The sequence below is a fragment of the Pseudomonas sp. NFACC08-1 genome, assembly GCF_900106735.1.
GTDB classification, from domain to species: domain Bacteria; phylum Pseudomonadota; class Gammaproteobacteria; order Pseudomonadales; family Pseudomonadaceae; genus Aquipseudomonas; species Aquipseudomonas fluorescens_Q.
Map to the genome: position 1 here is coordinate 99,499 of NZ_FNNL01000003.1, position 14,416 is coordinate 113,914.

The following is a 14,416-nucleotide window of genomic DNA, read 5'->3' on the forward strand; positions in this document are numbered from 1 at the left end:
CCGACGGGGAATCTCATGACGCAAGCCAATAACGCCGTGTACACCGATCTGAGTGTCGATGATCTGGTCAAAGAAGCCCTGAATCGCGGTGAAGGCGAGCTTGCCGATACTGGCGCGCTGGTTGTTCGTACCGGTCATCGTACCGGTCGCTCGCCAGTCGACCGTTTCATCGTGGAAGAGCCAACCACCCAGGACGCCATCGCCTGGGGCCCGATCAACCGCAAGTTCCCGGCCGACAAGTTCGATGCCTTGTGGAACCGCGTTGAAGCCTACCTGGGCGAGCGCGAGCGTTTTGTCTCCCATGTGCATGTAGGTTCCGATCCTGCGCACTACCTGCCGGTCAAGATGACCACCGAGACAGCCTGGCACAACCTGTTCGGTCGCTGCCTGTTCATCAACCCCGAGCAGTACAACGCCGGTGGCAAGGATGAGTGGCAGATCCTCAACGCGCCGAACTTCGTCTGCGAGCCTGAGCGCGACGGCACCAACTCCGACGGTACCGTGATCATCAATTTCGCGGCCAAGAAAGTGCTGATCGCCGGCATGCGTTACGCCGGCGAGATGAAAAAGGCCCTGTTCTCCGTGCAGAACTTCCTGCTGCCAGCGGTCGATGTGCTGCCGATGCACTGCGCTGCCAACATGGGCGAAGAGGGCGACGTGACCCTGTTCTTCGGTCTGTCGGGCACTGGCAAGACCACCCTGTCTGCCGATGAAAGCCGTTACCTGATCGGCGACGACGAGCACGGCTGGGGCGTGGGCGTGGTCTTCAACATCGAAGGCGGTTGCTACGCCAAGTGCATCGACCTGTCCGAGAAGAACGAGCCGGTTATCTGGAAAGCCATCCAGCACGGCGCCGTGCTGGAAAACGTCGTCCTGGACCCAGTCACCAAGAAAGCCGACTACGCCGACGACAGCCTGACCCAGAACAGCCGCGCCGCCTACCCGCGTGAGCTGATCGAAAAACGCGCACCGAAAAACCTCGGTGGCGAGCCCAATGCCGTGATCTTCCTGACCTGCGACCTGACCGGCGTACTGCCGCCTGTGTCGATTCTCAGCGAAGAGCAAGCCGCCTACCACTTCCTGTCCGGCTACACCGCGCTGGTGGGCTCGACCGAAATGGGTTCGGGCAGTGGCATCAAATCGACCTTCTCCACCTGCTTCGGCGCCCCGTTCTTCCCGCGTCCGGCCGGTGAGTACGCTGAGCTGCTGATCAAGCGTATCCGCGGCTTCGGCTCCAAGGTCTACCTGGTCAACACTGGCTGGACTGGCGGCGGCTATGGCGTCGGCAAGCGCTTCAACATCCCGACCACCCGTGCGGTGATCGCGGCGATCCAGAGCGGCGCGCTGATCGGTGCTGAAACCGAACACCTGGACATCATCAACCTGGACGTGCCGCTGGCTGTTCCGGGCGTCGAGACTGGCCTGTTGAACCCACGCAACACCTGGGCCGACAAAGCTGCCTACGACGAAGCGGCCAAGGCCTTGGCCGGGTTGTTCACCGAGAACTTCAAGAAGTTCGACGTGAGCGACGCGATCAAGGCTGCTGGTCCGCAGCTGTAAGGCTCGGTTAGCAGATGAAAAAGCCGCCCTCTTCAGGGCGGCTTTTTTGTGGGCGGCTTGTCTTACCAGCTAGGCGTTTTCCACTTCCTGCGTATCCCATCGTTGTGCCTTGATGGCCTTGTAGAGCATGCCGATGGTCAACGGCATCTTATTGCCACGGCCCTTGGCCCTGCGCTTTTGAAACACATCAAAGCCTTCCGGCTGGAAGTAGCGGTAAGCGTCATAGTCGACGAGATCGATGGTGAACCGCTCCTCCAAGGCTTCCATCAGCTGCCGGGCATCCGCGCCATCGCAGCCCAGATCGAAATTGATTGCCGTGCCCAGGCGAATGGTCTTGTGCTCGGGCAAGCCGATTTCTTCGTGGAGCAGTTCCATGAGTTGGCGTATGACCGGGTCGTCGGGGAAGTCTGGGCTAAGGCGCATGGTGAAATGTCCGGGCTGAAGGGGGGGTGTCTATCGGGGTGAAAGTCTAGGGCGAATCGTTGCCCATTGGAAAAAGAAGAAAAGTCTCACAACAGTCTCGGAACCGTCTGGTAAGGGGGCTTTTGGTTGCTCGGTATGGTTTGCCGCGCCCTTCAATGGGGGGTAATGCTGTTCACTTAAGGCCATCGACAAACCCGTGGCGAGGGAGCTTGCTCCCGCTGGGCTGCGAAGCGGCCCCTAAACCTGGCAAATGCGCAGCATCAGACACACCGCCCCCGCCGGTTTACGACTGCTTCGCAGCCGAGCGGGAGCAAGCTCCCTCGCCACAGGTCCATCATTTTCTTAAGTGAACAGCATTACCCTTCGAGGGCGTTTTTTTATGGACGGCTAATTAACGCAACCGCTGCCGCACAACCTCCAGCAACTCGCTGCCATCTTGAGTCAGCAGATAAAGCGCATGAACGATGTTGGGAATGTCTTTCACATCGGCATGTTTGAAGCATAGGCAGTGAAGGGTTTCGAGCAGGTCGCTGGACGCGCGGATTCGTTGGGCGGCGGCGTCGCAGAGGTCGTGGAGGTTGGCCTCGGTGTCGATGGCCAGAATCGGTGTGCTGTTGAGTCGCTGGTATCGATCGATGGGCGGAGTATCCGTATGCATTTGAGCCCTCTTCAGTACGATTTTCAATCGCGCCGAAACTATAGAGGGCTCCTTCCAGGCACCGCAATAGGACCTGAAAGGACAGCTTGTGTAGGACGTTTACCAGCGTCTGACGCTTGGATGAAATGTTTGCTCCAGGGCTAGCTGACCCGTCTTCATTTCCCATTCACCGTCTGGCCGATCCTACAAACTCGCTGTAGGGAAGGCTTAGGATGCGGCAGGCCATTTCCGACAGGCTAGTCATCTCGCCGTTACAGGAGCTGATGAAATAACAAGCGGTGGAAGCGAGCTCCACGTCGATGGTGCAGTACTTTAATCCGCTATGGGGGCGGGGACTCGTCGTGAGGCCGCCTCCAGATCCATCAACCCCCTGCCATAGGCCTCACTGTTGGCATAGATGCCCGTGCGGTTGGTTGTCGCCAGCAGATGCTCGCGCACCTGTTGCGGGTTGAGTTGCGGGTAAAGGCTTTGCAGCGCAGCCAGTGCGCCACTGACCAAGGCTGCGGCTGGAGACGTGCCGGCGGTTTGCACGTAACGACCCTCCTTGCCCACCGTGAGCAAGCCTGCCTGCGCCCCGGAGTCGCCGCCAGGTACGGCGATGCACCAGGCGGCTGCAACGCCGCAATAGTTGGATTTGCCATTGATCGCGCTGCCGTCGTTTTTCAGCGCAACCACCGCGAGCCACCCTTTTTCCAGTTCAGGCAAGGCCACCGGCAGCCCCGATTCGGCCAAAGGCTCACGCTTGAGTTCGTTACCTGTCGGGAAGACGAACACGGCGCCGTCCGCGACCAGTTTTCGAGCAACGGCCAGAGAGTCGGGCATGACCTGGTTGTAACGTGCCTCATTGATTTCGGTGGCGGGGATGGCGTTGGCCCACGAGTTGTTGAACAGGCGGGCGCCCTTGTCGAAGCCGCTTTGCCAGGATTGTGCGATTTCGCTGTCAAAGAAAAACGGCTCGTTGTCGTCGCCAAAACGAAAGGGGATCAACCGAGCGTTGAACGCGATGCCATGCATACCCTGGTCGTCCTTGTTGGCGGCGAGTATGCCGGCCATTTGCGTGCCGTGGCCGATGCGGTCAATCGTGCCTGGACGGTTTTCGACGTAATCGAATCCGGGATCGCTCAGTCGGTCTTCGAACTCCTTCAGGCGGGTGTCGAGCCCCGAATCGATCAGTGCGACCAGCACACCCTGTCCGGTGCCGCCACGGGCATATAACGCCGAGGCCTTGACGACGGCCAAGCCCTGCTGAGCGTGATACTCCGGTGTTTCGAACACGGCCGGTTCCACCCCGGAGGGTTCAGCAATGGTCAGGCAGCCGGCCAGCAGTGAGGCGGATGCTATCGCCAGGGCGCGTAGCACGGGAAACAGGTGTGGCATGGTTCGATCCTTGAAGAGAGTCTTGAGCGTCAGGCTTCCTGGCCTTGCTCATGAGTTGACGGCGCACCTTAACCCGCAAGCGGAGGGGGAACGAGGCATCAAAGTGCCCGGATTTGTATCACCTCGTGGCAAAGCAATCGGACGTTGAGGCTGTATCATCCGGTATCGTTTTTTACCCCGACCTTTTCTCGACGCGCTGCGCTGTCCCGCTAGTCTTTGGGTCTCGCAGCAGTCAAAGGAGCGACCGCTTATGCACAGCACCCTGGAACAGGTTTTCGGTTATCCACAGTTTCGCCCCGGTCAGGAGTCTGCCATCGGAGCAGTCCTGGCCGGTCGGTCGGCAGCGGCCATTTTTCCCACCGGTTCCGGCAAGTCCCTGTGTTATCAATTGCCAGCCCTGCTATTGCCGCACCTGACCCTGGTGGTTTCACCATTGCTGGCGCTGATGCAGGATCAGTTGGCGTTCCTGCAACGTCACGGCATCGCGTCGGCCAGTATCGATTCGGCCCAGAGCCGTGACGAAGCCAACGACGCCATGGCGCGGGCTCGTTCGGGGGAGTTGAAGATCCTGATGATTTCCGTGGAGCGGCTGAAGAACGAGCGTTTTCGCAACTTTCTGCAGCAGGTGCCGATCTCGTTGCTGGTGGTGGACGAGGCCCACTGTATTTCAGAGTGGGGGCATAACTTTCGTCCGGACTACCTCAAGCTTCCCGATTATCAGCGCCAGTTCAATATTCCCCAGGTGTTGCTGCTGACGGCTACCGCGACACCCAAGGTCATCGCCGACATGCAGGCGAAGTTCGCCATCGCCGCCGAGGATGTGGTGACGACCGGTTTCTATCGGCCCAACCTCAACCTGCTGGTCGAACCCGTGCGCGGTGCGCACAAGCGAGCACGGCTGGTGCAATGGCTGGGCGAACGTCCCGGACAACCGAGCATCGTCTACGTCACCTTGCAGCGAACCGCCGAGCAGATAGCCGAACACCTGACCCAGCACGGCATCGGGGCCGAGGCCTATCACGCCGGTTTGCCCCACGAACAACGCGAAGCCATCCAGCGGCGGTTCATGGGCGGGCAGTCCAATTGCATTGTCGCGACCATTGCGTTCGGCATGGGCATCGACAAGAGCGATATCCGCAACGTGGTGCATTTCGACTTGCCCAAATCCATCGAAAACTACAGTCAGGAGATTGGCCGGGCCGGGCGGGACGGGCAACCGTCCGATTGCCTGGTACTGGCCAATCGCGACAGCCTCAACGTGCTGGAGAACTTTGTCTATGGCGATACTCCTGAGTTGGAGGGCATTCGTTGCGTGCTCGATGAGCTGAAGGCCGCCGCGCCCGATGGGCAATGGGAGTTTTTGCTAGGCCCCCTGGCGGACCAGAGCAACATCCGGCAATTGCCGCTCAAGACGCTGCTGGTCCAGCTGGAACTGCGCCGGCTGATCGCGCCGCGTTATGCCTATTTCGCGGAGTACCGCTTCAAGTTCCTGACTGAGCCACAAGAATTGCTGGAGCGCTTCGAAGGCGAGCGAAGGGATTTCGTCTCGGCCATCATCCAGACCTCCAGTCGCGCCCGGACCTGGGCCACGGTGAATTTCGACGGGATGTACCAGCAGTATCACGCTGAACGCAGTCGCGTGGTCAAGGCACTGGATTACTTCCAGGAGAAGGGCTGGATCGAGCTGGAAAGCAAGCAGATGACCGAGGTGTACAACGTGCTGGAGACGAATATGGATACGCAGGTCTTGGGCGCCGAACTCCATGCTTATTTCACCCGGCATGAACGCGGTGAAATCGCGCGGATCCATGCCATGCTCGAGTTGTTCGCCACCGACCGTTGCCTCGGTTATCGATTGGCGCAGTATTTCGGCGATGACAACGCGCCGCAGCAGTGCGGTCATTGCTCGGTGTGCCACGGACAGGTCGCTCAATTGCCGGAACCGCCGTCGTTGCCGGCACTTGTGGATAAAAACTTCGAGACGCTGTGCGGTGACTTTATCCACAGGCATGAGGAGCACACCGGCAACCCACCTTCCGCCGAGCGCTTGACCCGGTTTCTGTGCGGGATCAGCGTGCCGTTGTTCACCCGGTTGAAGGCGCGAAAGATCCGTGGATATGCCGCACTGGAGGAATATCCGTACGCAGAGGTTCGCCATTGGGCTCAAGCGCACCTGTGAACTGCATCCATCCGCTGAATGCCTTGCATCACACGAATAAATTTCAAAAACATTCGGCGGCTGACTAAGGTGAAGGCTGTCTTTGTATCGCCAACAAGAGAGCAAACATGAGCCAGACACCTTTCGATATTCAGCGTGCCGCGGTGGTCGGTGCAGGCACCATGGGCCGGGGCATCGTGATGTGCCTGGCCAACGCGGGCGTGGCGGTGCAGTGGGTCGACAACAATCCGCAGATGCTCGAGCAGGCACTGGTCGCCGTGGCCGAGACCTATGCCCATGGCGTGCGTCAGGGCCGTATCGATCAGGGTGAGGCTGATGCGCGGATTGCCCGGGTGACACGGGCGGATGATTACGCGGCGATCCGCAATGTGGACCTGGTGATCGAAGCGGTCTACGAGAATCTCGAGCTCAAGCAGAGGATTTTTCGTGAACTGGACGGTTTGCTCAAACCCGAGGCGATCCTGACGAGCAACACCTCGGCGCTGGACATCGATGCGATCGCCGCCGCCACTCGCCGGCCAACCCAGGTGCTGGGCCTGCATTTCTTCAGCCCGGCGCACATCATGAAGCTGCTGGAGATCGTTCGTGGTGCGCAAACTTCCAAGGCGGTTCTGGACGCGGCCCTGGTATTAGGCAAGCGCATGGGCAAGGTCAGCGTGGTATCGGGCAATTGCCATGGGTTCATCGGAAACCGGATGCTTCATCCTTATGTGTTGGAGGCTCGCAAGATGTTGCTCGAGGGGGCTTTCCCCCATCAGGTCGATGCGGCGCTGCAAGGCTTCGGCTTTGCCATGGGGCCGTTTCGCATGTACGACGTCGTCGGGATCGACCTGGAGTGGCGCGCACGAGAATTGGCAGGAACAGGCCAGGATGCGCCAGAGATCCAAATAGACAACCGGCTGTGCGAACTGGGACGGTTCGGCCAGAAAAGCGGCAATGGGTATTATCACTATGAGCCGGGCAGTCGACAGGCCGAGCATGATGTCGAGGTCGATGCGCTGGTGCTACGGGTCAGTGAAGCGCTAGGTTTCCAGCGGCGCGAGATTGGCCCGGAGGAAATCCTCGAACGGTGCTTGCTGGCGTTGGTCAACGAGGGCGCGAAAATTTTGGAGGAGGGCATTGCCGAGTCGGCCCACGACATCGATCTGGTCTACCTCAACGGCTACGGTTTCCCTGCGGACAAGGGCGGGCCGATGGCGTGGGCCGACGGGCAGGGGCTGGAGGACATCCACGCACGCCTGCTGGCGCTCGAAACGAAGCAGGGCGACCAGTGGAAGCCCGCGCGTCTGATTGGCGATCTGGCAGCGCAGGGCAAGGGTTTCGCGCAGGCCTGAGGCCGGGGCCACTTCAAGATCATTGAAACAACCGTAAAGGACACCTGATGCCCCAACGCAACGAATACCGACACTTACAACCCATTACCACGCGCTGGCACGACAACGATGTGTACGGTCACGTCAATAACGTCACCTATTACAGCTTTTTCGATAGCGCTGTGAATACCTACCTGATCGAAGTCGGTGGTCTGGATATCCATGACGGAGAGGTGGTGGGGTTCGTGGTGAGTTCGGCCTGTGACTACTTTGCCTCAATCGCCTTTCCAGACCGGATTGAAATCGGCCTGCGGGTCGGGAAGCTGGGCAGCAGTTCGGTGCAGTACGAGCTGGCGGTGTTCAAGGTCGGCGAGGAGGAGGCCTGTGCGGCGGGGCGTTTTGTTCACGTATTTGTGGACCGGGCGTCGAATCGGCCGGTGGCGATTCCGGACCGGCTGCGTGGGGCTTTGGAACTGTTGGTGGTCTGAAACAAAAAATCGCAGCCTCCTGTCAGCTCTGGGAGCTGCCGGAGGCTGCGATCTTCAACGGCGGTTATCAGTCAGCCGTTAGTCGCGGTAGTAGCGATGATGTTTTTTGCGATGCCCGTAGGCATGGCCACGACCTGGGTGGCCGTCACGGTAGTAGCGGCGATCACCACGGCGACCGTCATAGTGACGATCATCGTCATCGTCCTTGCCCATGTAGTTACCCAGGGCACCACCAGCGCCGCCGCCCGCTGCCGCACCGATCAGGCTGCCAGTGGTGCCGCCGACGCTACGACCGACCACGTTACCGCCGGCTGCGCCCAGCGCGCCGCCGATCGCCGCTTCGCCGCGGCTGTGTTTGTCTGCACCGACTGCACTGCCGCCCGCGCCGCCCAGCGCCGCGCCGATAGTGGAGCCGGTGTTGCCGCCCAGGGACTGGCCGACGACCGAACCCAAAACCCCGCCCAATGCGCCGCCCACACCTGCTTCGGCAGTACCACCGGCAGAAGCGATGCCACTGGCCAGGCTAAGGGACAACAAGAGAATGGAGGAGAACTTCATAGAGGAGCCTCAAAGGGATGACGGCGCGATCCTGAGGCTGGCTTCGCTTGGTTACAATAGAAATCCGACGAGTAACACGACTTGTGCACAATTCTCTAAGTTATTGTTTTACGGTCGGAACTTAACGCGAATTGGCCGGTCTTTAGCTACTTCGGACAGGCCGTTTTCTAGGGAAAACGGCCTTTTTTGTGGGCGCTGGAAAGTACTCTGTAGCGAGGGGGTATTGCTGGGCTGCGACTCCCTTTTCTGTTGCTGCGCAACCAAGCGGGAGCAAGCTCCCTCGCCACAATACTGTGTCAGGCCGACTTGGCCAGGATCAGTCCATTCTCGCTCGCCGCTTCCAGGCGGATCGCGACGAATTTCGACGTTGGGGTGTGGCTGCCGTCGCCCGTGCTTTCCAGTGGCACCAGCGGGTTCACTTCTGGGTAATAAGCAGCAGCCTGCCCGGCAGGAATGTCGAATGCCAGCAGGGTAAAGCCCTTGACCCGCCGTTCGCGCCCGTCATCCCAGAGCGAGACGATGTCGGCTTTCTGCCCCGGCTTGAAGCCCAGTCGAATGATGTCCGCTTCGTTGGCAAACAACACGTCACGCTGGCCCTTCACACCGCGATAGCGGTCATCGAGGCCATAGATGGTGGTGTTGTACTGATCGTGGGAACGCATGGACTGCATGATCAGGTCGGGCAACTGGCCGGTGGCCCGGGTGCGTTCATGCACAAGATCGGTCGGCAACCGGTTGGGCTTGAAGTTGGCGCGGCCCGACGGGGTATTCCAGCGCCGCGAACCGGCGCTATTGCCGAGGTAGAACCCACCAGGGTTCTTCAGCTTTTCGTTGAAGTCCTTGAAGCCTGGTACGGTGTCGGCGATCAGGTCGCGGATGCGACTGTAGTCGGCCACCAGCCAGTTCCAGTCCACCGGACGGCTACCCAGTGTGGCGGCGGCGATGCCGGCGATGATCCACGGTTCGGAGCGCATCTGGTTCGACAGCGGCTGCAGCTGGCCCATGGACGCATGCACCATGCTGAAGGAGTCTTCCACGGTCACCGCTTGCGCACCTTCGGTTTGCAGATCGATGTCGGTGCGGCCCAGGCACGGCAGGATCAGCGCTTCCTTGCCGTGAGCCAGATGGCTGCGGTTGAGCTTGGTGCTGATCTGCACCGTCAGGTCGCAATTGGCCAAGGCCCGGAACGTTCGATGGCTGTCCGGCGTGGCTTGGGCGAAGTTGCCGCCCAGGGCAATGAACACCTTCGCCTGGCCGTCGGCCATGGCGTGAATCGCCTCGACCACGTTGTGGCCATTTTCACGCGGTACCTTGAATTGGAAGCGCCGCTCCAGCGAATCGAGGAACGCCGCTGGCGGACGCTCGTTGATGCCCATGGTCCGGTCACCCTGGACGTTGCTGTGGCCACGTACCGGGCACAGGCCTGCGCCTGGCCGGCCGATGTTGCCGCGCAGCATCATCACGTTGGCGATTTCCTGGATGGTCGCCACCGAATGACGGTGCTGGGTGATACCCATCGCCCAGCACATGATCACGTTCTGGCTCTTGGCGTACATGCGCGCCGCTTGCTCGATGTCGACCAGGGTCATGCCCGATTGCTCGACAATCTGTTCCCACGGCGTGTCGTCAACCGCCGCCAGGTAATCCAGCACGTTAGTGCTGTGCTCATTGAGGAACGCGTGGTCGAACACCGCCGCAGCGCCAGTGTTCTGCGCTTCGCGCTCCCACTGCAGCAGGAACTTCGCCATGCCGCGCAAGATCGCCATGTCGCCACCCAGGGCCGGGCGGAAATAGGCGGTGTTGGTCGGCTTATTGCCGTTGGTGAGCATTTCGATCGGGTTCTGCGGATGCTGGAAGCGCTCCAGGCCACGCTCCTTGAGCGGGTTGATGCAGACCACTTGGGCGCCGCGTTTCACCGCCTCGCGCAGTGGTTCGAGCATCCGCGGATGGTTGGTCCCGGGGTTCTGGCCCCAGACGAAAATCGCATCGGCGTGTTCGAAATCGTCGAAGGTCACTGTGCCCTTGCCCACGCCCACGCTCTGGGACAGCGCTACGCCGCTGGCCTCGTGGCACATGTTCGAGCAGTCGGGGAAGTTGTTGGTGCCGTAGGCGCGCACGAATAGCTGATACAAGTAGGCCGCTTCGTTGCTGGCTCGGCCCGAGGTGTAGAATTCGGCCTGGTTCGGGCTGGACAACCCTTGCAGGTGCTTGCCGATCAGGTCGAACGCCGCTTCCCAACTGACGGGTTTGTAGCGGTCGGTTTCGGCGTCGTAGCGCATTGGCTCGGTCAGGCGACCCTGGTACTCGAGCCAGTAGTCGCTCTGCTCCAGCAGCGAGCTCACGCTATGCTTGGCGAAAAATGCACCATCGACGCGGCGCTTGGTCGCTTCCCAGTTCACTGCCTTGGCGCCGTTCTCGCAGAACTTGACCATGCCGCTTTCCGGCGAATCACCCCAGGCACAGCCTGGGCAGTCAAAACCGCCATTCTGGTTGGTCTTGAGCATCATGCGGATGTTTTTCAGCGCGTTGTCGCTGGTCAACCAGGCCTGAGCGACGCTGATCAGTGCTCCCCAGCCACCGGCCGGGCCCTTGTAGGGTTTGTAGCGCGGTACGGGTTTCTGGTCGGCTTGTTGATGATTGCTCACGCTTGTTTCTCCATCGCTGGGCTGTAGACCCGTGGCGCACTTTTTTGTGGCAGGTGGATGAGGTTGAGGTTGTGTTGGCGGGCCCACTGCACCGCAAGGCCCGTGGGTGACGACAGGCTGACCAGGGTCTGGATACCGGCCCGCAGGACTTTCTGGATCAGTTCGAGGCTGCAACGGCTGGTGACGATCGCTACGCCGCCGGCTACCGGGATCTGCTGCCGGACCAGCGCGCCGATCAGTTTGTCGAGGGCGTTGTGCCGGCCGATGTCTTCGCGACCCAACAGCAATTCGCCTTGGGCGTTCATGAACAACGCGGCGTGGACTGCGCCGCAGTATTGACCCAGGGGCTGGAACTGGCTGATGCGGTCACGCAGGCCATCGAGCCATTGGGCGGGTGGCAGCGGTGCGCCGGGCAGCACCTTGAGGTTTGGCAATGCCTGTTCCACTGCCTCCACGCCGCACAAGCCGCAGCCACTGGTGCCCGTCAATTGCCGGCGTTGCTGCTTGAGGTTCCAGAAGGCGCGGTTGGCGATGGTCACCTCGGCATGGTGCGCAGCACCCGTGCCGCTCAGTTGCAGGTCATAGATGTCCGATGTGTCTTCAATGATGCCGCTGCCGAGGCTGAAGCCGACGATGAAGTCTTCAAGGTCGGTGGGGGTGACCAGCATGACCGCCTGGCTGATGCCGTTATAGGCAATCGCCAGCGCCACTTCCTCGGCCAGCGCGGTGCTGTCCGATTGGGAGTGGTCCAGATTGCAGTAGCGATAGCTCTGGCTGGCGGCCGGCGCGGATGTTTCCATCGCTGGCGCTGGACTGACCGGAGGCTTGTCGTTCATAGGCATCACTGAAAGTAGGAATAGTGTTAAGACTAAATGCGGCAATCTGCCACGTCTAATCGCTATTACTGATCTCTCAATAGATGACGTCGATCAAGATGTTGTCGATGATTTCTGGTAAAGGGCAAAACAGGCCTCTGCCAAGGCCGAACGTGGGGCGCCGCGCCGCATGATCAGGCCCAGTGGGACTAAGGTCTGCGCGCTTTCGATGGGCTGGATGCGCAAATCTTCGGTCAGCACATTCAGGCCGCTGTCCAAGGGCATCACCGCGCAACACAGTCCACCGTGCACAGCTTGTAACAATTGATGCACTGCGTCGGTTTGCAACAGCGGTTGAGGTGTGAGGCCCCGGCTGTGGAAGTTGTGGTCGATGGATTGGCGAAAATGCATGCCGCTGGTGAGCATGCCCAGGGGCAGCTCGATCAGTGCTTCCCAACTCAGCGGTTGTTCGCCGAAAAAGAAATAGCGCTGGTCGTAGAGCAGGCCCATGCGGGTGTGGCTGAAAGGCAGGGCTTCGAAGCGCTCGTTGTCCAGGCGTTCCAGGTAGGAAATACCCAGGTCGATACGGTTGTTCGCCAGCTGTTCGAGGATGCGTTCGGAGCTCAGGGACGACAATTCGAATCGCAGGTTGGGGTGCTCGGCGTGCAAGCGCTGCATCATCGCCAGGGGGTCGAAGTCCGACAACGGCACCACGCCCAGGCGCAGCGTACCCACCAGGTTGCCACGACAGGCCGCCGCTTCGGCCTGCAGCCCGTCATAGGCCGCCAGCACCGTACGCGCCCAGGCCAGGACCCGTTCCCCCGGCGCGGTGAAACCTTCAAAGCGCTGGCCGCGATTGACCAGCGGCAGGTCAAGTTCTTCTTCAAGATTGCGCAGGCGCATCGACAGGGTCGGCTGGGTGATGTGGCAACGTGCGGCGGCTTGGCCGAAGTGGCGGGTTTCGTCGAGCGCGATGAGAAATTTCAGCTGCTTGATGTCCATCTTCGCTCCAGGGCGCAGGAAGGTTCGGATTCTAGCGCTTGCGCGTGGCGGGGTCATTGGTCGGTTGGGAACCGGGTTCGTCTCGCCTGGTCTAGTCTTTGCGTCTGGACACTTAAATCAAGGAGCGTGTGCCATGAGTATTTTTAGCTTTGTGAAGGAAGCAGGAGAGAAGCTGATCGACCTGCTGACCCCCGGCAATGCCAATGCCAGCGAACAACTGAAAGCGCATATTGAAAAGGTCGGCCTGGGTAATCCGAATGTTCAGGCGACCCTCGACGGCGACAAAGTCATCGTCACCGGTGAAGTAGCGAGCCAGGAAGAAAAGGAAAAGATCCTGTTGGCGGTGGGCAATATCGAAGGTGTCGGCAGTGTCGACGACCAGATTACGGTGACTGGCCCGGTAGCACAGGCGGCGCGTTTCGTGACCGTGAAGAAGGGCGACACACTCAGCGCCATCTCCAAGGCCGCGTACGGCGACGCGAACAAGTACAACAAGATCTTCGAGGCCAACAAGCCGATGCTGTCGCACCCGGACAAGATCTATCCGGGGCAGGTGCTACGTATTCCCGAGTAGCCGGTTTCCTGTGGCGAGGGAGCTTGCTCCCGCTCAAGTGCGCAGCACTTGTCTGGAAAAAAAGGGGCCGCTTCGCGGCCCAGCGGGAGCAAGCTCCCTCGCCACAAAGGTTTTTTTCAGAGCCCTTCGATCAGCGTCCGGTAGTCTATCAACGCTTCGAACTCCCCCGTGTCCTTTGGCCCTTTGCGGCTATCCGGCTCGCTCACGGCCAGCAGGTGCGCCACGCCGAAGTCCCGGGCGCTGCGCAACACCGGCAGGGTGTCGTCGATGAACAGGCTGCGGGCCGGGTCGAAATTCAAGTCGGCTTGCAGTGCGTCCCAGAATTGCGGGTTTTCCTTGGGAAAGCCGTAGTCGTGGGAGCTGATCAGGCGGTCGAAGTAAGGGGCCAGCTCGATGCGCTCCAGCTTCAGGGACAATGAATCGCGGTGGGCGTTGGTGATCATCACCACGCGCTTGCCGGCCCGCTGGATCGCTGCCAGGAAGGTATCGGCGTCCGGGCGCAAGGCGATCAGGTGCGCGGTTTCCAACTTCAGTTCGCGTACCGGCAGTTTCAGCTCGGCGCTCCAGAAATCCAGGCAATACCATTGCAACTGGCCGGCGTTGCGCTCGAACAGCGGCTGCAGCTCCATCTCGGCCATCGCCCGGCTCACGCCATGCAGTTCGGCGTAGCGCTGTGGCAGGTGTTCGAGCCAGAAATGGTTGTCGTAATGCAGGTCCAGCAGGGTGCCGTCCATGTCCAGCAGAACCGTATCGATCTCATGCCAGGGCAGCAAAGCCATAAAACTTCTCCAGCGGTAATCGGATATCCGACACAAACAATCAGA

General features: G+C 60.4%; 13 protein-coding genes. 5 read left to right on the plus strand and 8 right to left on the minus strand.

All coding sequences use genetic code 11. The features are described from left to right. The first annotated feature begins 15 nt into the window (after positions 1-15). Complete coding sequence (locus tag BLU76_RS07495; RefSeq protein WP_060739668.1) at positions 16-1,560, plus strand: phosphoenolpyruvate carboxykinase; 1,545 nt, start codon at positions 16-18, stop codon at positions 1,558-1,560. Positions 1,561-1,629: 69 nt separating this feature from the next. Here BLU76_RS07495 and BLU76_RS07500 read toward each other — a convergent pair whose 3' ends face one another. The 3 genes from BLU76_RS07500 to BLU76_RS07510 form a co-directional block, all read right to left on the minus strand. After that, on the minus strand, positions 1,630-1,983 hold the full coding sequence (locus BLU76_RS07500) for a DUF1493 family protein (RefSeq protein WP_092222240.1): 354 nt from the start codon (positions 1,981-1,983) through the stop codon (positions 1,630-1,632). 391 nt (positions 1,984-2,374) lie between these two features. Beyond that, positions 2,375-2,641, minus strand: coding sequence for a hypothetical protein (locus tag BLU76_RS07505; protein ID WP_092222242.1), 267 nt, complete (start codon positions 2,639-2,641; stop codon positions 2,375-2,377). A gap of 312 nt (positions 2,642-2,953) precedes the next feature. Continuing rightward, positions 2,954-4,018 carry a S8 family peptidase gene (locus tag BLU76_RS07510; RefSeq protein WP_092146554.1) on the minus strand — a complete coding sequence of 355 codons (1,065 nt, stop codon included), beginning with the start codon at positions 4,016-4,018 and terminating at the stop codon, positions 2,954-2,956. 250 nt (positions 4,019-4,268) lie between these two features. Between BLU76_RS07510 and BLU76_RS07515 the strand changes: the two genes are divergently transcribed. The 3 genes from BLU76_RS07515 (at position 4,269) to BLU76_RS07525 (ending at position 7,998) form a co-directional block, all read left to right on the plus strand. Continuing rightward, positions 4,269-6,197, plus strand: a complete 1,929-nt coding sequence (locus BLU76_RS07515; RefSeq protein ID WP_092146552.1) for a RecQ family ATP-dependent DNA helicase — start codon at positions 4,269-4,271, stop codon at positions 6,195-6,197. A 107-nt stretch (positions 6,198-6,304) separates the two neighbouring features. Further along, on the plus strand, positions 6,305-7,531 hold the full coding sequence (locus BLU76_RS07520; RefSeq protein WP_092222244.1) for a 3-hydroxyacyl-CoA dehydrogenase: 1,227 nt from the start codon (positions 6,305-6,307) through the stop codon (positions 7,529-7,531). Between the two features lie 47 nt (positions 7,532-7,578). Further along, positions 7,579-7,998, plus strand: a complete 420-nt coding sequence (locus BLU76_RS07525; protein ID WP_092146548.1) for an acyl-CoA thioesterase — start codon at positions 7,579-7,581, stop codon at positions 7,996-7,998. Positions 7,999-8,076: 78 nt separating this feature from the next. On the opposite strand, the gene BLU76_RS07530 is transcribed toward BLU76_RS07525, so the two are convergent. The 4 genes from BLU76_RS07530 to BLU76_RS07545 form a co-directional block, all read right to left on the minus strand. Next, a complete protein-coding gene (locus tag BLU76_RS07530; protein WP_058544959.1) occupies positions 8,077-8,556 on the minus strand; it encodes a glycine zipper domain-containing protein in 480 nt (159 codons plus the stop codon). 296 nt (positions 8,557-8,852) lie between these two features. Then, on the minus strand, positions 8,853-11,201 hold the full coding sequence (locus BLU76_RS07535; protein ID WP_092146546.1) for an FdhF/YdeP family oxidoreductase: 2,349 nt from the start codon (positions 11,199-11,201) through the stop codon (positions 8,853-8,855). After that, complete coding sequence (fdhD, locus tag BLU76_RS07540) at positions 11,198-12,037, minus strand: formate dehydrogenase accessory sulfurtransferase FdhD (RefSeq protein WP_092146545.1); 840 nt, start codon at positions 12,035-12,037, stop codon at positions 11,198-11,200. Before fdhD ends, BLU76_RS07535 begins: the two co-directional genes overlap by 4 nt. Before the next feature lie 93 nt (positions 12,038-12,130). Further along, positions 12,131-13,018, minus strand: a complete 888-nt coding sequence (locus tag BLU76_RS07545) for a LysR family transcriptional regulator (RefSeq protein ID WP_092222247.1) — start codon at positions 13,016-13,018, stop codon at positions 12,131-12,133. Between the two features lie 133 nt (positions 13,019-13,151). Between BLU76_RS07545 and lysM the strand changes: the two genes are divergently transcribed. Further along, positions 13,152-13,592: a peptidoglycan-binding protein LysM gene (lysM, locus tag BLU76_RS07550; protein ID WP_092222249.1), complete on the plus strand. Its 441-nt coding sequence runs from the start codon at positions 13,152-13,154 to the stop codon at positions 13,590-13,592. Positions 13,593-13,708: 116 nt separating this feature from the next. Here the strand turns inward: lysM and yrfG are convergent, their stop codons facing one another. Next, complete coding sequence (gene yrfG / locus BLU76_RS07555; RefSeq protein ID WP_092222251.1) at positions 13,709-14,371, minus strand: GMP/IMP nucleotidase; 663 nt, start codon at positions 14,369-14,371, stop codon at positions 13,709-13,711. Between the last annotated feature and the right edge of the window lie 45 nt (positions 14,372-14,416).